The 23,689-nt window shown below is 67.8% G+C and carries 20 protein-coding genes; 6 read left to right on the top strand and 14 right to left on the bottom strand.

Annotation, left to right across the window (positions count from 1 at the left end):
• Positions 1-43: 43 nt before the first annotated feature.
• The 5 genes from C1925_RS04650 to C1925_RS04630 form a co-directional block, all read right to left on the bottom strand.
• A complete protein-coding gene (locus C1925_RS04650; protein ID WP_254051383.1) occupies positions 44-796 on the bottom strand; it encodes a CvpA family protein in 753 nt (250 codons plus the stop codon).
• Positions 797-842: 46 nt separating this feature from the next.
• On the bottom strand, positions 843-1,871 hold the full coding sequence (locus C1925_RS04645) for an SPOR domain-containing protein (protein WP_108767875.1): 1,029 nt from the start codon (positions 1,869-1,871) through the stop codon (positions 843-845).
• A 79-nt stretch (positions 1,872-1,950) separates the two neighbouring features.
• Positions 1,951-3,222 (bottom strand): bifunctional tetrahydrofolate synthase/dihydrofolate synthase, encoded by a 1,272-nt coding sequence (gene folC, locus C1925_RS04640; protein WP_108767874.1) that lies wholly within the window; start codon positions 3,220-3,222, stop codon positions 1,951-1,953.
• A gap of 35 nt (positions 3,223-3,257) precedes the next feature.
• Positions 3,258-3,902, bottom strand: coding sequence for a histidine phosphatase family protein (locus tag C1925_RS04635; protein ID WP_108767873.1), 645 nt, complete (start codon positions 3,900-3,902; stop codon positions 3,258-3,260).
• Positions 3,903-4,278: 376 nt separating this feature from the next.
• Positions 4,279-6,441: a S46 family peptidase gene (locus C1925_RS04630; protein WP_108767872.1), complete on the bottom strand. Its 2,163-nt coding sequence runs from the start codon at positions 6,439-6,441 to the stop codon at positions 4,279-4,281.
• Between the two features lie 216 nt (positions 6,442-6,657).
• On the opposite strand from C1925_RS04630, the gene tdh reads away from it, so the two are divergent.
• Complete coding sequence (gene tdh / locus C1925_RS04625; RefSeq protein WP_108770617.1) at positions 6,658-7,680, top strand: L-threonine 3-dehydrogenase; 1,023 nt, start codon at positions 6,658-6,660, stop codon at positions 7,678-7,680.
• 93 nt (positions 7,681-7,773) lie between these two features.
• Here tdh and C1925_RS04620 read toward each other — a convergent pair whose 3' ends face one another.
• Complete coding sequence (locus C1925_RS04620) at positions 7,774-8,469, bottom strand: TorF family putative porin (protein WP_108767871.1); 696 nt, start codon at positions 8,467-8,469, stop codon at positions 7,774-7,776.
• A gap of 195 nt (positions 8,470-8,664) precedes the next feature.
• Between C1925_RS04620 and kbl the strand changes: the two genes are divergently transcribed.
• The gene (kbl, locus tag C1925_RS04615) at positions 8,665-9,873 is read left to right on the top strand and encodes a glycine C-acetyltransferase (protein ID WP_108767870.1); all 1,209 of its coding nucleotides are present in this window, start codon (positions 8,665-8,667) and stop codon (positions 9,871-9,873) included.
• 784 nt (positions 9,874-10,657) lie between these two features.
• Here the strand turns inward: kbl and C1925_RS04610 are convergent.
• The 4 genes from C1925_RS04610 to C1925_RS04595 form a co-directional block, all read right to left on the bottom strand.
• Positions 10,658-10,996 (bottom strand): hypothetical protein, encoded by a 339-nt coding sequence (locus C1925_RS04610; RefSeq protein ID WP_108767869.1) that lies wholly within the window; start codon positions 10,994-10,996, stop codon positions 10,658-10,660.
• Positions 10,997-11,082: 86 nt separating this feature from the next.
• The gene (locus C1925_RS04605; protein WP_174213486.1) at positions 11,083-11,892 is read right to left on the bottom strand and encodes a pseudouridine synthase; all 810 of its coding nucleotides are present in this window, start codon (positions 11,890-11,892) and stop codon (positions 11,083-11,085) included.
• A 20-nt stretch (positions 11,893-11,912) separates the two neighbouring features.
• Positions 11,913-12,425: a hypothetical protein gene (locus tag C1925_RS04600; RefSeq protein WP_108767867.1), complete on the bottom strand. Its 513-nt coding sequence runs from the start codon at positions 12,423-12,425 to the stop codon at positions 11,913-11,915.
• Positions 12,426-12,644: 219 nt separating this feature from the next.
• A complete protein-coding gene (locus C1925_RS04595) occupies positions 12,645-13,739 on the bottom strand; it encodes an OmpA family protein (RefSeq protein ID WP_108767866.1) in 1,095 nt (364 codons plus the stop codon).
• A 558-nt stretch (positions 13,740-14,297) separates the two neighbouring features.
• On the opposite strand from C1925_RS04595, the gene C1925_RS04590 reads away from it, so the two are divergent.
• The 4 genes from C1925_RS04590 to C1925_RS04575 all read left to right on the top strand — a co-directional run bounded on the left by C1925_RS04590 (position 14,298) and on the right by C1925_RS04575 (position 18,522).
• The gene (locus C1925_RS04590; protein WP_108767865.1) at positions 14,298-14,939 is read left to right on the top strand and encodes a hypothetical protein; all 642 of its coding nucleotides are present in this window, start codon (positions 14,298-14,300) and stop codon (positions 14,937-14,939) included.
• A gap of 105 nt (positions 14,940-15,044) precedes the next feature.
• The gene (locus C1925_RS04585; protein ID WP_108767864.1) at positions 15,045-17,075 is read left to right on the top strand and encodes an NADPH-dependent 2,4-dienoyl-CoA reductase; all 2,031 of its coding nucleotides are present in this window, start codon (positions 15,045-15,047) and stop codon (positions 17,073-17,075) included.
• Positions 17,076-17,370: 295 nt separating this feature from the next.
• Positions 17,371-17,829, top strand: coding sequence for a cell wall hydrolase (locus tag C1925_RS04580; protein WP_004154513.1), 459 nt, complete (start codon positions 17,371-17,373; stop codon positions 17,827-17,829).
• An 81-nt stretch (positions 17,830-17,910) separates the two neighbouring features.
• Complete coding sequence (locus tag C1925_RS04575; protein ID WP_108767863.1) at positions 17,911-18,522, top strand: glutathione S-transferase N-terminal domain-containing protein; 612 nt, start codon at positions 17,911-17,913, stop codon at positions 18,520-18,522.
• Between the two features lie 82 nt (positions 18,523-18,604).
• Here C1925_RS04575 and C1925_RS04570 read toward each other — a convergent pair whose 3' ends face one another.
• The 4 genes from C1925_RS04570 to C1925_RS04555 all read right to left on the bottom strand — a co-directional run bounded on the left by C1925_RS04570 (position 18,605) and on the right by C1925_RS04555 (position 23,608).
• Positions 18,605-19,660, bottom strand: coding sequence for a suppressor of fused domain protein (locus tag C1925_RS04570; RefSeq protein WP_108767862.1), 1,056 nt, complete (start codon positions 19,658-19,660; stop codon positions 18,605-18,607).
• A 50-nt stretch (positions 19,661-19,710) separates the two neighbouring features.
• Positions 19,711-20,214: a hypothetical protein gene (locus tag C1925_RS04565; RefSeq protein WP_108767861.1), complete on the bottom strand. Its 504-nt coding sequence runs from the start codon at positions 20,212-20,214 to the stop codon at positions 19,711-19,713.
• A 227-nt stretch (positions 20,215-20,441) separates the two neighbouring features.
• Complete coding sequence (prpE, locus tag C1925_RS04560; protein ID WP_108767860.1) at positions 20,442-22,322, bottom strand: propionate--CoA ligase; 1,881 nt, start codon at positions 22,320-22,322, stop codon at positions 20,442-20,444.
• Between the two features lie 671 nt (positions 22,323-22,993).
• A complete protein-coding gene (locus C1925_RS04555) occupies positions 22,994-23,608 on the bottom strand; it encodes an RluA family pseudouridine synthase (protein ID WP_108767859.1) in 615 nt (204 codons plus the stop codon).
• Between the last annotated feature and the right edge of the window lie 81 nt (positions 23,609-23,689).

Here is a 23,689-nt window from a genome sequence, read left to right as displayed (position 1 = left end):
TGGGCATGCGCCCAGTTACAGGGAAGGTGGCCATGCCTGGCCTTCAGTGATCGCCGCGCCTGCGGTCGACGTTGGCCGGATCGTCCGGCTCGATGTTGCCTGGCAGTGCTGGGGCATCCGGGCGCACTTCGGCCGGATCATGTTCGCTGCCCTGTTCCGCTTTCGCAGGCCGCAGCCATCCGCTGCCCGCCACTACCTGGTTGAGGATGCCATTATCGCCTGTCGCGCCCGGCTTGCCCAACCCGCCGCCCGCGTTCTTGCCCATTTCCATCAACGCAGATGGGGACAAAGTGTCCACTGGCAAGGCCTTGGGCAGCAGATCGGCGCCCGGCACCTCCCAGTGCGGCAGCTTGCTGTTCATCCAGGCCACGGCCGGGTTCAGTACCGGGCGCAGGCTGGAGTTGCGCCAGGACGACTCGGCGGTCAACGGGGTAAAGCTGCCCACCAGCAACAGGATGGCCGCGATCAGCCCGCCACGCACGGTGCCCAGCACCCCGCCCAGCAGGCGGTCCAGGCTGCCCAGCATGTTGCGATGGACGATGTGCTTGATGACCATGCCGATGACCGCGACCACCAGCATCACGCCGATGCCGACGCTCAGGTAGCCACCGATGAAGTGCTCGCCGCCCGGTGCGGCCGGGGCCGACCACCAGCGCGCAGCATCACCGCCGAAGGCAAAGGCCGCCCAGGCGGCGACCAGCCATGAGACGGTGCCGATGACGATGCTCACGAAGCCGCGCAGCAGCCCGAGCAGGGCCGAAGCGGCGATCACGATCAGCAGCACCACGTCGATCATGGCGCCCCGCTCCTTCGGCGGCGCTGGCAACGGGGCTGCGGGCAGGTCATGGGTGTGGTCGCACCATGCCGGCCACGCCGACCTTGGCGGCGACCTGCGCCTTCAGCTGTTCGGCGTCGGCGCGGTTGGCCACCGGCCCGACCCGCACGCGGTGCAGGGTGCCCTTCTCGGTGCGGACCTGCTCGACGAAGGCGCTGAAACCGGCGGCGCGGACCTTGTCGCGCAGCGCATTGGCATCGTTGGCCTGGCCGAACGCGCCCAGCTGTACAGCGAAGCCGACACCGCTGGCAGCCGGAGCGGCCGGCGTGGCCGGGGCCTCGGGCTTGCTGGCCGTGGCTTCCGGCTTCGGCTTGGTCGGTTCCGGCTTGGGCTGCGGCTTGGGCGCTTCCGGCTTCGGGGCCGGCGGCGCTGCGGCGGTCGGGGTGCTGGCCGGCAGGCTTTCACTGCGCACCGGGTTGCTGGCCGCCGTCGGCGACGGCGCAGCAACCGGAGTACTGGCACTGGGTGCGGCCGGAGTGGCCGCCACGGCCGAAGACGGCGCGGTGCTGGCGTCCAGGGTGATCACTTCAGCCTTCACGTCGCCGCGGACCTTCACGGCCTGCAGGCGCGCGGCTTCGGCCTGCGCGCGGTCGGCATACGGCCCCACGCGCACGCGCCAGGCCGGGCGACCATTGATCGATGCGGTTTCGGTGAAGCCCGGCAGCTGGGAACGCTTCAGGTAGGCGATGACGGCATCGGCATCGGCCTGGCTGCCGTAGGCACCGAAGGTGACCGCGTAGTTGCCGGCAGCGACGGCCGGCGAGGTATCGACGGTGGGCGGGGTGGCCGGCGCGGCAGCCTCTTCGACTGGCTTGGCCTGGCCGCTCTGCAGGCCGGTGGCGCCACCGGCCGGGGCGACCAGCGGCAGCTCACGGGTTTCGAACTGGCCATCGCCCGGCGCGTCGGGCGCGGCGATCGGCACATTGGCCACGCCACTGTCCGGGGCAGGCCCCTTGACCAGCATCGGCAGGAAAATCACGGCCAAGGCCACCAGGACGATGGCACCAATCAGACGCTGTTTCAGGGGCGTATCCACGTGAGGCAGGCGACAGGGCGGAGATGGGTCGATTATACGGGTGCCGGAGCGGACGGCGTCGGCGCTGGCTGAACGCGGATCAGGGGTGGTCCTGCAGCCACTGCAGCGCGGCGGCAGCAGTGTGGAACGAGCCGAACACCAGCACCCGGTCACCGCGCCCGGCCTGGGCCAGCACCTGCTGCAGCGCCTGTTCGACGCTGTCGGCCAGTGCGGCGGTGGCGGCCGGCGTATCGGCCAGGCGCGCCTGCAGCTGCTGCGCGGTCTGCCCACGCGGGCCTTCCAGGCCGGCCAGGGTCCACTGCGCGACGCTGTCCTGCAGCGCCTGCACCACGCCTACGGCGTCCTTGTCCTGCAGCGCCGCGTACACCGCCAGGGTGCGGCCGGGTGCCACTTCGGCGTTCAGCGCGCGCGCCAGCTGGCCTGCGGCCTGCGGGTTGTGGCCGACGTCCACGCGGATCTGCACGCCATCGCGCTCGAAGGCCTGCATGCGGCCGGCAATGCGCGCGGCAGCGATGCCCGCGGCCCAGGCGGCACGCGGCACCGGCTTGTCCAGCGCGCGCAACGCGGCAATGGCGGCACCGGCATTGGCCAGCTGGATGGGGCCGGCCAGCGCCGGGTTCGGCAGTTCCATGCGCAGGCCGACATCGCGCCAGCGCCAGCGCTGGGCGTCGATCGGCTCGTAGAAATAATCACTGCCGCCGCGGATGGCATTGGCGCCCACCAGGTAGGCGCGCGCCAGCACGCTGGACGGCGGATCGGTCTCGCCCAGGATCACCGGCTTCCAGCCGCGGATGATGCCGGCCTTCTCGGTGCCGATCGCCTCGCGGTCCTCGCCCAGCCACTCGGCATGGTCGATGTCCACGGTGGTGATGACCGAGACGTCGGCATCGATGATGTTGACCGCATCCAGGCGGCCGCCCAGACCTACTTCCAGCACGGCCAGGTCCAGCCCGGCATCGGCGAACAGCTGCAACGCGGCCAGCGTGCCGTACTCGAAATAGGTCAGGGTGATGTCACCGCGCGCCGCTTCCACCGTATTGAACGCCGCGACGAGCGCGGCGTCGTCCACGTCCTGGCCATCGATGCGCACCCGCTCGTTGTAACGCAGCAGGTGCGGCGAGGTGTACGCGCCGACCTTCCAGCCGGCGGCACGGCCGATGGCCTCGATGAAAGCAACCGTGGAGCCCTTGCCGTTGGTGCCACCGACCACGATGGTGTGCCCGGCCGGTGCGCCTAGGCCCATCGCGGTGGCCACGGCGCGCACGCGCTCCAGGCCCATGTCGATGGTCGCCGGGTGCTGGCGTTCAATGTAGTCCAGCCAGTTGGCCAGGGTGGTCGGGATGTTCGTCACGGCAGGGGTTCCAGCAGAAGCAGGTGGTTCGGGAATCAGAGGGCGCGGTGCTTGGCTTCGCCGAAGAACGGCGTGTGGTGGGCGCAGTCGTTCAGGCGCACCACTTCCAGGCTGTCCAGGTCGGCGCCTTCGAGCAGGTTCAGGGTGGTCGGCGCCTGGCGGAAGGTCCACAGGCGGGAAATCGGCAGGCCGAGGATCCTGCACAGGATCACCCGGTTGACCGCGTCATGGGCGACCACCAGCAGGGTGTCGTCCTCGCCGAGGCCTTCGGCGGCACGGGCGAGGCCACGCCAGCTGCGCTCGAGCACCAAGCGCAGCGATTCGCCGCCGGGCATCAGCACGGTATCGGGCTCTTCGCGCCAGGCCTTCAGGCGCGACGGGTCTTTTTCGTTGATCTCGCTGGCCAGCAGGCCTTCCCACTCACCGTGGGCGATTTCCTGCAGGTCCGGCTCGGTCTGCAGCATGGCGGCGCGGTCGGCACCAAGGGCGAGCTGGGCGGTCAGCTGGGCGCGCGACAGCGGCGAGGCCACCGCACGGGTGATGTCCACCGAAGCGAGACGGGCGCCCAAAGCCTGGGCCTGGGCTTCGCCGATGGGCGAAAGCGGGATGTCGATCTGGCCCTGGTAGCGGCCTTCGGCGTTCCACGGCGTTTCGCCGTGACGGGCAAGCAGGATGCGCATGCGAACAAGGGGTCCTGGGGGGAGGAGGTTTCCGCGTTTCGTTCACATCCTGTGAAGTACGCGGAACAGGGATGATACCTGTTCGGCGCACCGGGCCGGTCGGGGCATGAAAAAACCCCGCGACCAGGGTCGCGGGGCTTGAGGTTTGCGCACCGATTGCGCCGGGCGCGGCCTGGCATTGCCGGCCAGCGGCCGGCACTACCTTGTTGGCCCGGTCAGTAGATCCACGCCATGCGTGGATGATCCGCCCGGTTTGGCCCGGTCAATAGATCCACGCCATGCGTGGATGATCTGCCCGGTTTGGCCCGGTCAGTAGATCCACGCCATGCGTGGATGATCTGCCCGGGGGCGTTACCGGCCCGCGGCCGGCACTACCTTATTTGGCCAGGTTCAGTTCCTTCAGCAGCTGCGGCGCCGGCGCCACTTCCTGCATGATCCACTGCATGTAGCGGCTGTCCACGGCGATCATGCGGGTCATCACCGGGTCGAACACCCAGTTGGAGCTGACCGATTCCCAGTTGCCGTCGAAGGCCAGGCCGACCAGCTTGCCGTGCGCGTCCAGCACCGGCGAACCGGAGTTGCCGCCGGTGATGTCCAGGTTGGACAGGAAGTTCACCGGCACCGAACCGATGCGCTTGTCTTCCAGGCCGCCGTAACGCTTGGCCTTGACCGCATCCAGCAGCGCCTTCGGCGAATCGAACGGATCTTCGCCGGTTTCCTTGGCGGCCACGCCTTCCAGGGTGGTGAACGGGGTGTACTGCACGCCGTCCTTGCCATACCCCATGACGTTGCCGAAGGTGATGCGCAGCGACAGGTTGGCGTCCGGATAGACGAACTCGCCCTGGCTCTTCTTGTAGTCGGCCACCGCCTGCAGGTACAGCGGACGCGCGGTCAGCGATTCGCCTTCGCGGATCTTGCGCTGTTCTTCCTGCTTCAGCAGCGCCGGCATGACGGCCACGGCGTACTGGATGGCCGGATCGGTGCTGGCTTCGAAGGCGGCGCGGTCGGCGGTGAACCACTTCAGGCGCGTATCGAGGCTGCCCAGCTGGGTGCCCGACAGCTTGCCGACCATCGACTTCACGGCGGCCTCGTCGCTGCCACCCAGCCACTTGTTCAGGACTTCGTTGTCACGCTGCGCAGCCGGCAGGGCGACGTACTGGTCCAGCCAGTAGGTCTGCAGCTGCTGGTCCATCTTCGCCACGTAGCGGCGGTCCATCTGCTTCAGGCTACCTTCGATGGTGGTCAGGTCGCGCTGCTGGTAGCCGGCTTCGCGCTCGGCGTCCGGCTTGCTGCGCTCGATCGACAGGCGGTACAGGGTGATGGCGGCGCTGACGGCCGAGGTGTTATTGAACTGCGACACGAACAGGTCGCGCTCACGCGTGGCCTTGCTGGTGTCCAGGTGCTTGAGCAGCTGCGCGTGCGCGGCCAGGGCCGGCTTGCCGGCGGCGCCCTGCTTCTTCAGCCAGGCCAGCACGGCGGCTTCTTCGGCCTGCTTCTGGCCGGCCGCGTCGATGCGCTTGAAGCCTTCCAGCTGGCCCAGGTAGTTCTTTGCCACGTTGTTCATGCTGGCGGCGGTGGCGGCGTACTTCACCTTCACGTCCGGGTCGGCCTTGCCAGCCTCGTCGATCATCTTCAGCACCGCGTTGTAGTGGCGGGCGATGGTCGGGTAGGTGAAGCTGGCGGTCTCGTTGAACTCACCGGCCAGGGCGTAGCGGTTGGTGCGGCCCGGGTAGCCGGCCACCATCACGAAGTCGTCGGCACCCAGCGGCTGGTCGGCGAACTTCAGGAAGTGCTTGGGCTGGTAGGGCACGTTGTCGGCCGAGAATGCCGCCGGCTTGCCGTCCTTGCCGACGTAGGCGCGGTAGAACGAGAAATCGCCGGTGTGGCGCGGCCACATCCAGTTGTCGATGTCGCCGCCGAACTTGCCGACGCTGCCCGGGGGCGCGTAGACCAGGCGCACGTCCTTGATTTCCATGTTGCGGAACAGGCGGTAGGTGTTGCCGCCGCTGAACGAGTACAGGCGGCAGCGGAAGCCGGCATCGGCTTCACAGGCGGCGACCTGGGCCTTGTCGAAGGCATCCAGGGCGCGGCTGCGGGCCAGCGGATCCTTGCCGGCGGCAGCGATGGCGGCCTTGGCCTGGGCGGTGACGTCGGTGATCTGGTCGAGCACGAAGACGCGGGCGTTCGGGCCGGCACTCAGTTCATCGCTGAGCTTGGGCGCGTTGAAGCCGTCCTTGATCAGGTTCTTCTGCGCGGTCGAGTTCAGCTGGATGGCGCCGTAGGCACAGTGGTGGTTGGTGACCACCAGGCCCTGCGGGGAGACGAAGCTGGCGGTGCAGCCGCCGAGCGCGACCACCGCGCCCATCGGGTCGCCGGTCAGGTCGGCCAGCTGTTCAGGGGACAGCTTCAGGCCGGCCTTCTGCAGCGGGCCGGCGATTTCCGGCAGCTGCTGCGGCACCCACATGCCTTCGGCGGCATGGGCGACCTGGACCAGCCCGAGGCTGGCGACGACGGAGAATGCAAGCAGGTTCGAGCGCATCGAGCGGCCCCTGGTGAAAGAACCGCCGAGTGTAGCCCAGCCCCCTGCCCCGCCCCGATCCCCGGAAGTCATGGGCCGACCCACTGCCCTCCGCCGGGCATGGCCCGGCGCTACCGGGAGCGCAAAAGCACCCGCAGCGCAACATGGGAATTCCGCGCGGGCCTCTATAATCCGCGTTTTCCCCCTGATGAGTTCCACCCGATGGCGCAGCAAACGATGAAGGCCCTGGTCAAGCGCGAAGCAGCCAAGGGCATCTGGCTCGAAGAGGTTCCGGTGCCGACCCCGGGTCCGAACGAGGTCCTGATCAAGCTGGAAAAGACCGCCATCTGCGGCACCGACCTGCACATCTACCTGTGGGACGAGTGGAGCCAGCGCACCATCAAGCCGGGCCTGACCATCGGCCATGAGTTCGTCGGCCGCGTCGCCGAACTCGGCTCGGCCGTCACCGGCTATGAAATCGGCCAGCGCGTCTCGGCCGAAGGCCACATCGTCTGCGGCCACTGCCGCAACTGCCGCGGCGGCCGCCCGCACCTGTGCCCGAACACCGTCGGCATCGGCGTCAACGTCAACGGTGCCTTCGCCGAATACATGGTGATGCCGGCCAGCAACCTGTGGCCGATCCCCGACCAGATCCCGTCCGAGCTGGCCGCCTTCTTCGACCCGTACGGCAATGCCGCGCACTGCGCGGTGGAATTCGACGTCATCGGTGAAGACGTGCTGATCACCGGCGCAGGCCCGATCGGCATCATCGCCGCCGGCATCTGCAAGCACATCGGTGCGCGCAACGTGGTGGTCACCGACGTCAACGACTTCCGCCTGAAGCTGGCTGCCGACATGGGTGCCACCCGCGTGGTCAACGTTGCCAACCAGTCGCTGAAGGACGTGATGAAGGAACTGCACATGGAGGGCTTCGACGTGGGCCTGGAAATGAGCGGCAATCCGCGCGCCTTCAACGACATGCTCGACTGCATGTACCACGGCGGCAAGATCGCCATGCTCGGCATCATGCCCAAGGGCGCCGGCTGCGACTGGGACAAGATCATCTTCAAGGGCCTGACCGTGCAGGGCATCTACGGCCGCAAGATGTACGAGACCTGGTACAAGATGACCCAGCTGGTGCTGTCCGGTTTCCCGCTGGGCAAGGTGATGACCCACCAGCTGCCGATCGACGATTTCCAGAAGGGCTTCGACCTGATGGAAGAAGGCAAGGCCGGCAAGGTCGTGTTGAGCTGGAACTGACCGGCATACGGTAGCGCCGGGCCATGCCCGGCGTTGCGGCAAAGAAAAAGGCGCCCATCGGGCGCCTTTTTCGTGGTCAACAGCAGCGTCGGATCAGTTGCCGATCGCGACGGTCAGCACGACGCGGTTGTCGGCCAGCTTGCCGTTGTTGTCGCGGCCTGCGCCATCGGTGCCGTGGTAGGCCACGCCCAGGTTGAACATGCCGAACTGGCGGGACACGCCGACGTTGAAATCGGTGTAATCCTTGCCGTAAGCCGTTTCAAGCGTGGTGCGGCCGACGTTGGCGCTCAGCGTGAAGTCCTGCGGCAGGCCCCACTCGCCGCCGACGGCGTAATACCAGCTCTTGGTATCCGAACCGGACAGGTCGTTGGTGTAGGCCACGGTGAGCTTGTACTGCTCGGCAAACGTGGTGGTGGTGATCAGCTCGTTGTAGTTCAGTTCGCTGGCACCGGGGTAGGTGTAGCGGTTGAGCAGCACGTCGAAGTTGACCTTGTCGCTGACGTCGATGCCGTAGCCGATCAGGTAATCCAGCTCGACGCTCGGGTCGCCCGGCCCGAAATCGACACCCGACCCCCACACACCGGCGTAAAGGCCAACCGGGCTGGTATAAGTGAAGCCGGCCTGCAGGGTGGGATCTTCGTCGGTCTGGGAGACGCCACGGAACACGTAGTCGGACACGCCGGTCACGTTCCAGCTGTACGGCGATGCGGCCTCATCCTGGGCACTGGCGGCGAAGGGGGCGAGACAGAGGGCGGCGGCGAGGGCGAGGCAGCTGCGGGCAGGCTTCATGTGCATCTCCGGATGGCGGTGGCGGGGGAGGCGGGTGGCGCGGCCGGCGGAATCGCTACCGGTTCACGGTTTTTTAACCTGTTTGATATTGCGATGCAACATGTGCCGGCCATGGCGATGGCCCGCCGCAGGCGGCTCCCGGCCACAGTTGCCCGGTAGAATCAGCGGTTTCCCGTGCTGAGCCGTGCCCACGCCATGACCGAGACCTCCTCTGCCCTGACCCGCCACTACGCCGAGGAACTGGACGCCATCCGCGCCCAGGGCCTGTTCAAGTCCGAGCGGATCATCACCAGCCCGCAGTCGGCCGAGATCACCCTCGACGATGGCCGCACCGTGCTCAACTTCTGCGCCAACAACTACCTGGGCCTGGCCGACCACCCGGACCTGATCCAGGCGGCCAAGGATGCCCTGGACACCCACGGCTTCGGCATGGCCTCGGTGCGCTTCATCTGCGGCACCCAGGACCTGCACAAGCAGCTGGAAAAGCAGATCGCCGACTTCTTCGGCAAGGAGGACACCATCCTGTACGCGGCCTGCTTCGACGCCAACGGCGGCCTGTTCGAGCCGCTGCTCGGTGAGAACGACGCGATCATCTCCGATGCACTGAACCACGCCTCGATCATCGACGGCGTGCGCCTGTGCAAGGCCAAGCGCTTCCGCTACGCAAACTGCGACATGGCCGACCTGGAAGCGCAGCTGCAGGCCGCCGATGCCGCCGGCTGCAAGACCAAGCTGATCACCACCGACGGCGTGTTCTCGATGGACGGCTTCATCGCCCCGCTGGACGAGATCACCGCGCTGGCGAAGAAGTACAACGCGCTGGTGCACATCGACGAATGCCATGCCACCGGCTTCCTCGGTGCCAGCGGCCGCGGCTCGGCCGAAGTGAAGGGCGTGCTCGAGAAGATCGACATCATCACCGGCACCCTGGGCAAGGCCATGGGCGGCGCCCTGGGCGGCTTCACCTGCGCCAGCGCCGAGGTGATCGAGCTGCTGCGCCAGCGCTCGCGCCCGTACCTGTTCTCCAACTCGCTGCCGCCGCACGTGGTCGCCGCCGGCATCAAGGCCTTCGAGATGCTGTCCGCCGCTGACGACCTGCGCGACACGCTGGCGCAGAACACCGCCTACTTCCGCGAGAAGATGACCGCTGCAGGTTTCGACGTGAAGCCGGGCGTGCACCCGATCAGCCCGGTGATGCTGTACGACGCCCCGCTGGCGCAGAAGTTCGCCGAGCGCCTGCTGGAAGAAGGCATCTACGCGATCGGCTTCTTCTTCCCGGTGGTGCCCAAGGGCCAGGCCCGCATCCGCACCCAGATCAGCGCCGCGCACACGCGTGAGCATCTGGACCGCGCGATCGATGCATTCACCCGCATCGGCCTGGAACTGGGCGTGATCAAGGGCTGATGATGCACCGGGGTCGGATCCCTTTCCGCAGGAAAGGGCTCTGACCCCAGCAACAGCGTCCGCGCTAGGCGTTCGCCGGGCATGGCACGGCGCTACCGGGGCGCAGCGGCATCAGCTCCCGGGGTCGGATCCCTTTCCGCAGAAAAGGGCTCTGACCCCAGCAACAGCGTCCGCGCTACGCGCTCGCCGGGCACGGCCCGGCGCTACCGGGGCGCAGCGGCATCAGCTCCCGGGGTCGGATCCCTTTCCGCAGGAAAGGGCTCTGACCCCAGCAACAGCGTCCGCGCTACGCGCTCGCCGGGCACGGCCCGGCGCTACCGGGGCGCAGCGGCATCAGCTCCCGGGGGCCGGATCCCTTTCCGCAGGAAAGGGCCCTGACCCCAGCAACAGCGTCCGCGCTACGCGCTCGCCGGGCATGGCCCGGCGCTACCGGGGCGCAGCGGCATCAGCTCCCGGGGTCGGATCCCTTTCCGCAGGAAAGGGCTCTGACCCCAGCAACAGCGTCTGCGCTACGCGCTCGCCGGGCACGGCCCGGCGCTACCGGGGCGCAGCGGCATCAGCTCCCGGGGTCGGATCCCTTTCCGCAGGAAAGGGCTCTGACCCCAGCAACAGCGTCCGCGCTACGCGCTCGCCGGGCACGGCCCGGCGCTACCGGGGCGCAGCGGCATCAGCTCCCGGGGTCGGATGCCTTTCCGCAGGAAAGGGCTCTGACCCCAGCAACAGCGTCCGCGCTAGGCGCTCGCCGGGCATGGCCCGGCGCTACCGGCGCTACGCGCAACGCGCGTCACTTCTTCTTTTTCTTCTTGTCCTTGGGCTCGTCTTTGCTGGCCACCACCACCGCCGGCTTGGCGGCGGCGTCCTGCGCGTTGCCCTTGGCCACGCGGATGCCGTTGGCCTTCATCCAGGCATCGAACTCATCGGCGGTCATCTTGTGGTCGCCGTCGCTCATCATGAAGCGGTAACTGCCGCGGCCGTCCAGTTCCGGGGTCTTCACTTCCACCACCGGCGTTTCCACCGGGGTTTCTGCCTTGGCCACTTTCTTGTGGCCGCCGCAGGCGGTCAGCAGTGCGAGCGGCAGCAACAGGCCGGCGCAGCGCAGGGTTCGGTCGAGGGTCGGGTACATGGGCACGCTCCGTTCAAATGAATCGAAAGCCAGGCGCCCCCTACGCCTGGAACGGTGGCCGGCGGCTGCCAGCCGTGGGCCGGACTTCAGCCCGGTGCAGCGGCCCCCAGCCGCTGCTGGTCGCTGACCTCCAGTACCCGCCACTGGCCCTTGCCGAGATCGCCGAGCGCCAGCCCGCCGATCGCAACCCGGACCAGGCGCAGCACCTGCAGGTCGAAGGCCGCCAACAGGCGGCGGATATGGCGGTTGCGCCCCTCTTCGAGGACGACCTCCAGCCATGCGGTCTTGTCACCGCTGCGCAGCACGCGCACGGCCCGGGCGACTAGGAACTCGCCCTCGTCGTCGATGCCGGCCTGCAGCGCGGCCAGCGTGGCCTCGTCCGGCAGGCGGTCGATCTGTACGTGGTAGGTCTTGTCCGGCCCGGTCTGCGGATCGGTGAGGCGCGCGGCCCACTGCGGGTCGTTGCTGAACAGCAGCAGGCCTTCGCTGGCCTTGTCCAGCCGCCCGACGGGCGCGATCCAGGGCAGCCCGGCGCCATCGAAGCAGCGGTAGACGGTGTCGCGGCCACGCTCATCCTGCGCGGTGGTCACCACACCGCGCGGCTTGTTGAGCATCAGGTACAGGCGCTGCGGCGCGCCCAGCGGCTGGCCGTCCACTTCGATGGGCGGTGCCGGCTGCGCAATCGGGAACTCGGGATCGCGGACGATGCGCCCGGACACCCGCACGCGACCGTCAGCGATCCAGCGCGCGGCTTCGGTACGCGAACAGACGCCCGCCTTGGACAGCACGCGCGCCAGGCCATGGCGGACACCGGCGGGTGCGGCAGCGGGCTTCGCACGCCCACGCGGAGCGTGGGAGCGGGCGGCGGGGGTGGCAGGAGGGCGGCGCGTGCGCAAGCCTCTGCTCCCCGCGCGGCTTACTTCTTCTCGCCCGGCTTGGTCTCAGCCGGTGCTTCGGTGGTAGCCGGGGCAGCGGCAGCAGCCGGCGCCGGACGCGCCTTGACCACGCGCACACCGCGCGCCTTCATCCAGGCGTCGAACTCTTCGGCGGTCATGCGCTTGCCGTTCTGGCTCATGTCAAAGCGCCACGGCGTGTTGTCGAACTCGGTCTGCGGCTTGTAGGCCGCCGGATCGTTCGGCTTCACCGCCGGTGCGCTGGGAATGGCCTTGGCGATGTTCTGGCAGCCATCGATGCGCAGGCGCTGCAGCACCTGGTCCAGCGACTGCGAGGGATCGTAGCTGCTGCCCAGCACGCCGCTGGACATGCCCAGCTGGGTGCCGCGGATGTACAGCTCATCGGCCACCGGCGCGATGGCCGTGGCCGGCAGGGGCAGCGGCGAGGCGCTGGTGTTGACCGAGCAATCAACCGCCGCGTGGGCGACGGGAACCAGGGCCAGCGCCAGGACGGCGGCCGATGCAGAGCGCAGCATGAGGTGCATCCACGAAAGGAAGTGACGCGGCGAGTTTAGCAATGCCGCGACAGCTTTCAAGCGCCACTTTCAATGAATACGGCAACTCATTGGTTTTGCGGGCAAAATGCCGACGAACGGTCGTTCAGAGGGCGTGACGGCTGTGTTTCCTGGGCCCACAAACAACAAGACCCGGCCGAAGCCGGGTCCTGCTGTGTCTTACTGGCAGAGCGTCAGAACTTAGTTCTGGACGTTCAGCTCGGTACGACGGTTCTTGGCGCGACCTTCCGGGTTATCCGAACCATCCGGGTTGGTGTTCGGGGCAATCGGACGGCTCTCGCCGTAGCCGATCGGGCCCTGCAGACGGCCAGCGTCCACACCGTTCTGGGTCAGGTAGTTGTACACGGCGGTGGCGCGACGCTCGGACAGCTTCTGGTTGTAAGCGTCGGTACCCTTCGAGTCGGTGTGACCGGCGACTTCAACGCGCAGGTCCGGGTAACGCTTCAGGATTTCCGAAGCTTCCGACAGGATGGCCACAGCGTCCGGACGCAGGTTCGACTTGTCGAAGTCGAAGTTCACGCCCTTCAGGTCGATCGAGACCGGCACCGGGCAACCGTCCGGACCGATGGTCTGACCCGGCTGCGAGTTCGGGCACTTGTCGTCGCAGTTGTTGACGCCGTCACCGTCGTCATCCAGGTCGGCGCAGCTCGGGGCAACCGGAGCCGGAGCCGGGGCAACAGCGGCCACCGGGGCCGGGCCCAGCGGGATCACGACGCCGACCGAAGCCAGCACGTCGCCGAACCAGCTTTCGTCGCGCGCGGCAACGCTCTGGTCGTCGAAGTCAGCGCGGTAGGCCACTTCGGCGCGGACAGCAACGCGCTTTTCGAAGGTGGTCTGCAGGCCGACGCCCAGCTTGGCCGACAGGTTGCCGTCCTTGCGCTCACGCGGACCGTTATTGTTGACGGCAGCGTACTCTTCTTCCGACTTCTGGTAGCCCAGGCCACCGACGATGTACGGGTTCCAGCCGCGGCCTTCCTGGATGAAGTGGCGACGCACGTCGAACGACACGCCGTACTGCGACCAGTTCAGGTCCTGGTTGGCGTCGAAGTTCGGGTTCTGGTAGTTCAGCTCACCGTCCAGCGACCAGTTCGGGCTGATGAACTTACCCAGGCCCAGGGTCACGAACGGAGCGTCATTGGTCAGACGGTCGCTGTCCTGGAAGTTGAAGCCGGCCGAACCGGTCAGGTACCAGCGGTCATCGAACTCCTGCGCGGACGCAGCCTGGGCGAAAGCCAGACCACCCAGCAGCGCGGCAGTAAGGATCTTCTTGTTCATTGAGTACAGCTCCTATTTCGGGGGTATGAAACCGGTAGAGGCATGGGCCAGCACTACTGCGTCGATGTTCGACAGCCGATTCAGCACGCCACCGCCGCGAACATTATGCTCAGGCGGGTGAAGGTCATGTTAACAGTCCCGTAACATGTGAAGCGTCGCAGCCGACCAGCCAACGGTCCGACGTTGAAACCCTATACAGGATCATGAAAATCCGCAAGACCCCCGTGCGACAAGGGTTTGGAGGGGATTAAGGGGAACAGGCGACAGGTTTTGCGAAGGGCTTCGTGGCGGGATTCAGCGCGCGCCCATTGAAGTGAGGAACCTTATGACAGGAACCGCTCCCCCGGCCGTAGAAGTGGTGAAACCGTCATTCGATGTCGTGGTTTCAGTTCCGCACCGACCGATATTCTGCCGCGCCCGCCCGTCATTACCGTTGATGCGGTACGGCCCGTTGGCGGCAACACCGCTGTACGCGCGCATTGCCTGGCATCTGTATCTATAACGATGGCCAAAGCGGGACTACGGTGGGAACAGATCTTCTCTCCCCCGGAACTCCCCATGCCCACCACCCTGCCCCTGCGCCTGCTGCAACTTGTCACCGGCCTGTTCCTGTACGGATTCGGCATTGCCCTGATGGTGCGCGCAGCCATCGGCGTGGCGCCGTGGGACGTGCTGTCACAGGGCATCACCCTGCACTCGCCGCTGTCGTTCGGCCTGGTCACAAACCTGGTGGGCCTGGTGGTGCTGCTGCTGTGGTTGCCACTGCGGCAGAAGCCCGGCGTGGGCACCGTGCTCAACGTGCTGCTGATCGGGCCGTCCGCGCAGTTCGGCCTGTGGCTGCTGCCGCCCGCCGTCGGCCTGGCGTGGCAACTGCTGCTGTTCTGCGCCGGCCTGCTGCTGATCGCGCTGGCCACCGGCCTGTACATCGGCGCACGGCTCGGCCCCGGTCCGCGCGATGGGCTGATGACCGGCCTGCATGCACGCACCGGCTGGCCGATCTGGAAGGTCCGCACCCTCATCGAGGGCAGCGCGCTGGCGGTGGGCTGGTGGCTGGGCGGCAACATCGGCCTGGGCACGCTGGCCTTCGCCGTGCTGATCGGCCCGCTGTGCGGATTCACCCTGGGCTGGTTCGGCATCGGCCGCCCGGCCGTTGGTAGCGCCGGGCCACGCCCGGCGAGCGCGCAGCGCGGCCACGGGTGACCGCGTCGCCGGGCATGGCCCGGCGCTACCGGGCGCTGCACCAGCCCTTGCCCCGGCCGCGGTTTCGCGGCACGCTGCGCGCTTCCGTACGCAAGCGTATCGACCATGTCGCCAGCCAACGAAACCGCCTATCCGCACCTGTTCTCCCCGCTGGACCTGGGCTTCACCCAGCTGCGCAACCGGGTGCTGATGGGCTCGATGCACACCGGCCTGGAAGATCGCGCCCGCGACTTCCCGCGCCTGGCCGCCTACTTCGCCGAACGCGCCGAGGGCGGCGTCGGCCTGATCGTCACCGGTGGCTTCGCGCCGAACGTGGTGGGCTGGCTGAAGCCGTTCGGCGGCAAGCTGTCCTGGCCCTGGGAAGTGCGCCCGCACCGCCAGCTCACCGCCGCCGCGCACCAGCACGGCGCAAAGATCTGCCTGCAGCTGCTGCACGCCGGTCGCTACGCCTATCACCCGCTGTCGGTGGCGCCGTCGAAGCTGAAGGCGCCGATCAATCCGTTCACCCCGCGCGCGCTGTCGGCCAGCGGCGTCGAACGCCATATCGCCGACTACGCGCGCAGTGCGAAGCTGGCCCGCGAGGCCGGCTACGACGGCGTCGAAGTGATGGGCTCGGAGGGCTACCTCATCAACGAGTTCATCGCCCCGCGCACCAACACGCGCACCGATGCCTGGGGTGGCGACGCAAAGCAGCGCATGCGCTTCGCGGTGGAGATCGTGCGCCGCATCCGCGAGGCTTGCGGGCCGGACTTCATCATCATCTACCGGCTGTCGCTGGTCGACCTGGTCGATGACGGCAGCAACTGGGAAGAGATCGTGCAGCAGGCGCAGGCCATCGAGGCCGCCGGCGCGACGATCATCAATTCCGGCATCGGCTGGCACGAGGCGCGCATTCCGACCATCGCCACCTCGGTGCCGCGCGGGGCCTTCGCCGGGGTCACCGCCAAGCTCAAGCCGCATGTGAAGGTGCCGCTGGTGGCGACCAACCGCATCAACATGCCCGACGTGGCCGAGCGCATCCTCGCCGGCGGCGGCGCCGACATGGTGTCGCTGGCACGCCCGCTGCTGGCCGACCCGCAGTGGCCGAACAAGGCCCGCGCCGGCCGCGCCGAGGCGATCAACACCTGCATCGCCTGCAACCAGGCCTGCCTGGACCACGTGTTCGAGAACAAGCTGGCCAGCTGCCTGGTCAACCCGCGTGCCGCGCACGAAACCGAGCTGGTCTACCACCCGACCACCGCACCGAAGAAGATCGCCGTGGTCGGTGCCGGCCCGGCCGGCCTGGCCTGTGCCACGGTGGCCGCCGAACGTGGCCATCAGGTCACCCTGTTCGATGCCGGCGGGGAGATCGGCGGCCAGTTCAACGTGGCAAAGCGCATCCCGGGCAAGGAGGAGTTCCACGAGACCCTGCGCTACTTCCGCCACAAGCTGGCCGAAACCGGCGTGCAGCTGCGCCTGGACACCCGCGCCGACGCGGCGGCCCTGGCCGGATTCGACGCGGTGGTGCTGGCCACCGGCATCACCCCGCGCAAGGTCGATTTTCCCGGTGCCGACCACGCCAAGGTGGTCAGCTACCTGGACGTGCTGCTGGGCCGGGTCGAGGTCGGTGCCAACGCGGCGATCATCGGCGCCGGCGGCATCGGCTTCGATGTCGGCGAGTTCCTCAGCCATGCCGGCCCCTCGCCGTCGCTGGACCCGCAGCGCTGGATGGCCGAATGGGGCGTGGACAGCCGCTTCGAGGCCCGCGGCGCCCTCGCCACCCCGCAGGTGGAGGCGTCGCCGCGTCGCCTCTGGCTGCTGCAGCGCAGTGCCGGCAAACCCGGTGCGCGGCTGGGCAAGACCACCGGCTGGATCCACCGCGCCACGCTGAAGGCCAAGGGCGTGCGCATGCTCGGCGGCGTGGAGTACCTGGGAGTGGACGACGACGGCCTGCGCATCCGCGTCGAGGGCAGCGAACAGCTGCTGCCGGTCGACCATGTGGTGGTCTGCGCCGGGCAGGAACCGAACCGTGCGTTGCTGGCCGAACTGCAGGCCGCGGGCATCGCCGCGCAGCTGATCGGCGGTGCCGATGTGGCAGCCGAACTCGACGCAAAACGAGCAATCGATCAGGGCAGCCGGATGGCTGCCGCGCTGTAGTTCGAGCCTGAATGGGGGACGGAATGTGATTTCCGTCACCCGGCCCGAACCTGAATGTCAAGCGAGCCGATTCAGGATGCGTTCGGCAATCCCCCCCTACCTTGCGCCAACTTTCCGCTCACCAGCCAGTTTCCGGTGAGCCGGCGCGACCCCCTCGATCGGATTGATCGTTTCTTTTGGGGTCGCCCACGGGGCGGCCCCGATGGCCGCCTCCCCATGACGCCAAGTCGTACCCCGGCCCGCAGCCCCCGCTGCGGGAATCCAGAGGTGCGGCCCACACGGAGCAAGGAGTTATATGAAACTGGCCTGGATTCTCTGGCTGTCGCAGTTGTTGCCGCAGCCGGCCGCTGATTCATTGTGTTTGAGCACCACCGTTTACCTGGAAGCCCGCGACCAGACCCTGCGCGGCCAGCAGGCCGTCGCCGAAGTCGCACTGCGCCGCCTCGACAGCGGCCTGTGGGGTGATTCGATGTGCCAGGTGGTCACCGCGCGCAAGCAGTTCGCCCCGACCATCGTCTCCCCCGGCACCCAGCTGGGCAACGACGCGGCCTGGAGCGAGGCAATGAACGTGGCCTTCGACGCCGAGCGCAACTGGGCGCTGCCGGCCGGCGAACGCCGCGAGATCGTGCCCGGCGCCAGCCACTTCGCCGCGCTGTCCATCGCCAGCCCGAACTGGCGCAATGCCTACCAGGTGGCGACCATCGGCGACCACACCTTCTATAAGGTGCAGAACCTCAAGCCTCGCCAGTCGTAACGATCTGTTGCCGGCGGCAGCGTTGCCGCACGCCGGCAGGCTCTGGGATAGTGGGCGTTTCCCGCCCCGCCTGGAGTTCCCATGAAGCTGTACAGCAAGCCCGGTGCCTGTTCCACCGCCGACCACATCGCCCTGCAGTGGACCGGCCAGCCCTATGACGTGGAACTGCTGGACAAGGACACCCTGAAGGGTCCGGAATTCCTCAAGATCAACCCGGCCGGTGCGGTGCCCGCCCTGGTCGATGGCGATTTCATCCTGCTGCAGAACGCGGCCATCATGGGCTACATCGCCGACAGCTTCCCGCAGGCTGGCCTGGCCGGTGATGGCAGTGCGCAGCAGCGCGCCGAAGCCACCCGCTGGCTGTCCTTCGTCAATTCGGACGTGCACCCGGCGTTCTCGCCGCTGTTCGGGCCGGCCAAGTTCATCGCCGATGAAGGCCAGTTCGACGCCATCCGCGCCGCCGCGCGCAAGCGCCTGCGTGGCCTGTTCGAGACCGCCGACAAGCAGCTGGCCGACAAGCCGTGGCTGGCCGGTTTCCGCAGCTTCGCCGATCCCTACTTCTACATCACCCTGCGCTGGGCCGCGGCCGCCAAGGTCGACCTGGTCGGCCTGGACAACGTGGCGGCGTTCAAGACCCGCATGGAAGCCGACGCCGGCGTGCAGGCCGTGCTGAAGGCCGAAGGCCTGGCCTGACGCCTGGGACGGGGTCAGAACCCGGGGTCGGATCCGTCTGCGCAGCAGGCGGCTCTGCCCCCACCCCGCGCGCTCACCGCGCTCAGCCGATCTCGCGGATGACCTCGCCCTTGCCGTCGCGCAGCTGGGTCGGCACCACTTCAATGCGCAGCGAATCCGCCACCGGGTACAGCCCGCGTTCGGCCGGCACCACCGCCATCGCCCGCAGCCCAGCCTCATCCAGGGCCCAGCGCGCGCTATCGCTTCCAACATCATTTGCAGGCTCACCAGCGGCAGGCACGAACGTCCACTGACGCTCACGGCTGACCAGCTCCAGCGGCTTGCCGTGGCGCAGGCGCAGGCCCAGCAGCTCGCTCACGCTCGACACCTGGCCGGCGCCCAGCACCAGCGTGGTCACCCCCGCCTCCTGACGCCACTGCAGCGTTTCAATGAACAGCATGCCGGTGCTGGAGCCTTCGCGTTCACTGCCCTCCCGCACCTGTGCCGCCAGCGCGGGATCGTCGAGCAGGTTGCCGCGGTGCAGGTCGGTGATCCACAGCGGCATCGCCGGCTGCAGGGCCAGCAGCACGTCGCGGGTCGACCAGCGCTTGACCGCTTCCATCTCCTCGTCGGTCAGGCCGACCAGCTGCAGGAACTGCAGGTGGCCGTTGGCGGTGTCACGCGCCGGCAGCTGCGGGTCGGCGATGAAGGCCAGATGGCACAGGCGGGTGTCGGTCTCCAGTGCGATCGGTCCGTTGGCATTGAGATGGTGGCCATCCTCGAACACGTTGCCGCTGCCGAACACATAGCGCGCCAGGTTCTGCAGCAGGTTCAGCGGCCACACCGGCGGCGTGCTGGTGGCGCCCTCGCCGGGCGCTGCCGCCAGCCGGAAGGTCAGCTCGAAGCCATAGCCACTGGCGTCGGCATCGCTGCTTTCCTTGGCATACAGTTCGGAAAAGCCGTAGGTGACGTAGTGCCAATGCGGCAGCGGCGCGTCGGCCCAGTAAACGCTGATGCCATCCAGCGGATCCTGGCCGCCCAGCGTGTACGGCAACGCGGTGCCGTAATGGCGCGGCTCCTGGCCGGCATACAGCGGTGCCAGCGCGGCGTTGATGGCGTCCCAACCGGGCGTGTCGGTGGTGTCGTGTTCGTCCTGCACGCAGGTCTCCTCGGGGGCAGTGGAATCCACCGCCCACTTTACCCGCCGCGTCAGGCCTGCACGACCTCGCTTGTGGCCGGCGACAGCAGCGCCTGGGTTTCCTGCCACCAGCGCTGGGCCAGCGCCGGACTGCGCGCTTTCGCCACGGCCTCCTGCAGTTCCGGGCACAGCCGTTCCAGCGACAACGCGTCCTTGCAGCGCTCGATCTTGAGCTGCATGAAGTAGCCCTTCAGGCCCAGATGGCGACGGACCGCTTCGCTCATCGCGTCGTACAGCTGCTGGTACAGCGCCGGGTCCTGCTCGCGGCCGCTGCTGAGGCCGCGCGCGGCGACCGGCTCGACCGAGCCGCCAACCACCTCGATCAGTTCCAGCGCCGCCAGTTGCTGCAATGCATCCTGCGGTGCGCGCAGGCCTTCCAGCAGGCCGCGCAGTTCGTTGTCATCGCGCCGGCCATCGACCATCAACAGGATCGAACGCAGTCCCGCCGGCAGGCGACGGCCACGGTCTTCGATTTCCTGGCGGCCAGCGGCCGTCTTGGCGTGCAGCAGTGCCATGCATCCCCCCCGATCCTTGATGCGCTTCATCTGCGCGCCCGGACGGACGCGCCCCCTTGCCCGCCATCGTCGGAGCCTGCGCAGCTTCCCCGAAGCGCAGGCCCTGTTGCAGATCGATGACAGGCCGAGCTTAGCGCATGTGCGGTAGTTGGGTAGCGCCAGGCCATGCCTGGCGGCTTTTCCGCGCTTCGCGCTCGCCGGGCATGGCCCGGCGCTACCAGACCGGTTTACCGCCCCAGCGCGCGGCGGATCTCTTCCAGCGCCCCGGGGTCATCCAGGGTCGACAGGTCGCCCGGGTCGCGCTGTTCGGCCAGCGCCTGCAGCGAACGCCGCAGCAGCTTGCCCGAGCGGGTCTTGGGCAGCGCGTTGACCACGTGCACATGCGCCGGCCGCGCCACCGCGCCGAGCGAGGCGGTCACCGCCGCCATCATCTCGGCCACCACCGGTGCCGGATCCTCGCCGTTGAGTCCCTGCTTGAGGGTGACGAACACCAGCGGCACCTGCCCCTTCAGCTCGTCCTTGACCCCGATCACCGCCGCCTCGGCCACCCGCGGGTGGCCAGAGATGGCTTCCTCGATCTCGCGCGTGCCCAGGCGATGGCCGGCCACGTTGATCACATCGTCGGTGCGGCCAAGGATGAAGGTGTAGCCGTCGTCATCGCGGATGGCCCAGTCCAGCGAGCTGTACAGCAGTTCCTTGAAGTGGCTGAAGTAGCTCTGCATGAAGCGCGCATCGTCGTTCCACACCGTGCTCATGCAGCCCGGCGGCAGCGGCGGCGTCACCACCAGCACGCCCTTCTGCCCGGCGGCGACCTCCTCGCCGGTGTTCTCGTCGATCACCTTCATGCGATAGCCGAGATTGGGGAAGCCCGGCGAACCGAAGCGCACCGGCTTCATGTCCAGCCCCGGCAGCAGGGTCAGCGCCGGCCAGCCGGTTTCGGTCTGCCAGTAGTTGTCGATGATCGGCTTGCCCAGCGCCTCGCTGATCCAGTGCGCGGTGGGTTCATCCAGCGGCTCGCCGGCCAGGAACAGATACTTCAGCGCATCCAGGTCGTGGCGGTGGATGAAGTCCGCATCGTGCTTCTTCAGCACGCGGATGGCCGTGGGCGAGGAGAACATCGTGCGCACGTTGTACTGCTCGCACAGCGCCCACCAGATGCCCGGGTCCGGGTTGGTCGGCAGGCCTTCGTACAGCAGCGAGGTGCAGCCGCCGATCAACGGCCCGTACACGTTGTAGGAATGGCCGACGGCCCAGCCCACGTCCGAGGTGGAGAACATCACCTGGCCGGGCTTGCAGTCGAACACGGTCTGCATCGACTGCGCCATGGCCACCGCATAGCCGCCGACATCGCGCTGCACGCCCTTGGGCTTGCCGGTGGTGCCGGAGGTGTAGAGCAGGTAGCTGGGTTCGCTGGATTCGAGCCATTTCACCGGCACGTCCACTTCGCCCACCTGCGCACGCAGTTCGGCGTAGTCGACATCGCGCCCCTGCACGCGCGGCTCGGCCGGATCCAGCCCGCGCGAAACGATCAGCACGTGCGGCGGCGGGTTGGCCGCTTCGGCACAGGCCGCGTCGACCATGGCCTTGTACGGTATGACCTTGCCACCGCGCATGCCGGCATCGGCGGCGATCAGCAGCTTCGGCTTGGCATCGTCGATGCGCAGCGCCAGGTTGTGCGCGGCGAAGCCACCGAACACCACCGAGTGCACGGCGCCGATGCGCGCGCAGGCGAGCATCGCGAACACGGCTTCGGCCATGTTGGGCATGTAGATGACCACGCGGTCGCCATGGCCGACACCGAGGCGCTGCAGCACCGCGGCGAAGTCATTCACTTCGCGGTACAGCTGGCGATAGGTGATTTCGCGGGTGACGTTGGTTTCGGTGGAGACCGCGACCAGCGCGAGCTGGTCGGCGCGATCAACGAGGTGGCGGTCGACGGCGTTGTAGCAGAGGTTGGTTTCGCCGCCGACATACCAGCGGCGGAACGGCGGGTTGCTGTAGTCCAGCACCTGCTTCGGCGGCACATGCCAGTAGATGCGCTTGGCTTCCTCGCCCCAGAAGGCCTCCGGCTCGTCGATCGAGCGGCGGTAGGTTTCCTCGTAGTTCATGACGCAGCCCTCCCAGACAAAGTCATGCAATCGAGGATAGTCCGGCGGTGGCATGCGGGCCGCCCTACCTTGGTAGGGGGTGGGGTGTGTTCTGCAGGGCTGCCGCCCTGCACCCGCAGAAGCAACGTCAACGTCAAAAGCGGGGCCGCTGAGGGATGGCGGGGCGGGTCCGGTCGAGGGGGACGCTGCAAGTACGTCCCTGTAAGCTCGGTCGCCGCATCCATGCGGCTCACGCCCCCTCAACCGGACCCACCCGCCTTCGACACATTTCTGCGGCTGTTGGTGGGTGCCGACCGTTGGTCGGCACGGGGTCGGATATCGATGTCTGACAGATGTGTCGACCAACGGTCGACACCTACCAGCAGCCTGTCGGAGTCGACACAGTAGAGCCACGCCATGCGTGGATGATTTATTCGATATCTGACAGATGTGCCGACCAACGGTCGGCACCCACCAACAGCCGCGGAAATCTGTCGGGGGTGGGGCGGTGTGGGTGGGCAGGACCGCAGGCGCCATGGATGGCGCCTACGAGCCCCCATGGAAGGGTTTACGGCGTGTCCTGCCCACCCACACCGCCCCGCCCAACACACAGAAAACCAGCGCCGCTTTTGACGTTGACGTTGACGTTGACGCTGCTTCGGCAGGTGCAGGGCGCAGCCCTGCCGAACCACCTAGAACGGAGCCGGGGACTCGAACGCCAGCGCCGCCCCCGTCACCGGATGCGTGAACGCCAGCGCGCATGCATGCAGGTGCACCCGCTGCGCCGGCGCGGCGTCATACAACACATCTCCCACGATCGGATGGCCAAGACTGGCCATGTGCAGCCGCAGCTGATGGCTGCGCCCCGTCACCGGTTCCAGCGCCACCCGCGTGCGCTGCGCCTGCGCATCCCGCGCCAGCACCTGCCAGCGGGTCAGCGCCGGTTTGCCACGCTCATGGTCGACCATCTGCTTCGGCCGGTTCGGCCAGTCCACGATCAACGGCAGGTCCACTTCACCGGCGTCGGTCTCAAGCAGCCCCTGCACCACCGCCTCGTAGCGCTTGCTCACCTGGCGTTGCTCGAACTGCATCGACAGCGCCGCCTGCATCGCCTTGCCGCGTGCATGCAGCAGCAGGCCCGAGGTCACCTGGTCCAGGCGGTGCACGGTCAGCGCGTCCGGGTACAGCGCCTGCAGACGCGCCACCACGCAGTCCTGGTTCTCCTCGCTGCGGCCAGGCACGGACAGCAGGCCGGCCGGCTTCTCGGCCACCAGCAGTGCGTCATCGATGTAGTGCAGATGGATCATCAGGTTCCGTATTCCTCAAACAGAAACGGGGAAGCCGAAGCCTCCCCGTTCATGCGTACCGACCAACGGTCGGTACCTACC

Source organism: Stenotrophomonas sp. SAU14A_NAIMI4_5 (assembly GCF_003086795.1).
GTDB lineage: Bacteria > Pseudomonadota > Gammaproteobacteria > Xanthomonadales > Xanthomonadaceae > Stenotrophomonas.
The sequence above is the reverse complement of the archived record's forward strand: the minus strand, read 5'-3'. Positions and strand labels throughout refer to the sequence as shown.

What these genes read in the sequence shown, in the direction of transcription:
- C1925_RS04650 (WP_254051383.1), bottom strand. Translation starts at nt 796, where the DNA reads ATGATCGACGTGGTGCTGCTGATCGTGATCGCCGCTTCGGCCCTGCTC.
- C1925_RS04635 (WP_108767873.1), bottom strand. Translation starts at nt 3,902, where the DNA reads ATGCGCATCCTGCTTGCCCGTCACGGCGAAACGCCGTGGAACGCCGAA.
- C1925_RS04630 (WP_108767872.1), bottom strand. Translation starts at nt 6,441, where the DNA reads ATGCGCTCGAACCTGCTTGCATTCTCCGTCGTCGCCAGCCTCGGGCTG.
- tdh (WP_108770617.1), top strand. Translation starts at nt 6,658, where the DNA reads ATGAAGGCCCTGGTCAAGCGCGAAGCAGCCAAGGGCATCTGGCTCGAA.
- C1925_RS04620 (WP_108767871.1), bottom strand. Translation starts at nt 8,469, where the DNA reads ATGAAGCCTGCCCGCAGCTGCCTCGCCCTCGCCGCCGCCCTCTGTCTC.
- kbl (WP_108767870.1), top strand. Translation starts at nt 8,665, where the DNA reads ATGACCGAGACCTCCTCTGCCCTGACCCGCCACTACGCCGAGGAACTG.
- C1925_RS04610 (WP_108767869.1), bottom strand. Translation starts at nt 10,996, where the DNA reads ATGTACCCGACCCTCGACCGAACCCTGCGCTGCGCCGGCCTGTTGCTG.
- C1925_RS04600 (WP_108767867.1), bottom strand. Translation starts at nt 12,425, where the DNA reads ATGCTGCGCTCTGCATCGGCCGCCGTCCTGGCGCTGGCCCTGGTTCCC.
- C1925_RS04595 (WP_108767866.1), bottom strand. Translation starts at nt 13,739, where the DNA reads ATGAACAAGAAGATCCTTACTGCCGCGCTGCTGGGTGGTCTGGCTTTC.
- C1925_RS04590 (WP_108767865.1), top strand. Translation starts at nt 14,298, where the DNA reads ATGCCCACCACCCTGCCCCTGCGCCTGCTGCAACTTGTCACCGGCCTG.
- C1925_RS04585 (WP_108767864.1), top strand. Translation starts at nt 15,045, where the DNA reads ATGTCGCCAGCCAACGAAACCGCCTATCCGCACCTGTTCTCCCCGCTG.
- C1925_RS04580 (WP_004154513.1), top strand. Translation starts at nt 17,371, where the DNA reads ATGAAACTGGCCTGGATTCTCTGGCTGTCGCAGTTGTTGCCGCAGCCG.
- C1925_RS04575 (WP_108767863.1), top strand. Translation starts at nt 17,911, where the DNA reads ATGAAGCTGTACAGCAAGCCCGGTGCCTGTTCCACCGCCGACCACATC.
- C1925_RS04565 (WP_108767861.1), bottom strand. Translation starts at nt 20,214, where the DNA reads ATGGCACTGCTGCACGCCAAGACGGCCGCTGGCCGCCAGGAAATCGAA.
- prpE (WP_108767860.1), bottom strand. Translation starts at nt 22,322, where the DNA reads ATGAACTACGAGGAAACCTACCGCCGCTCGATCGACGAGCCGGAGGCC.
- C1925_RS04555 (WP_108767859.1), bottom strand. Translation starts at nt 23,608, where the DNA reads ATGATCCATCTGCACTACATCGATGACGCACTGCTGGTGGCCGAGAAG.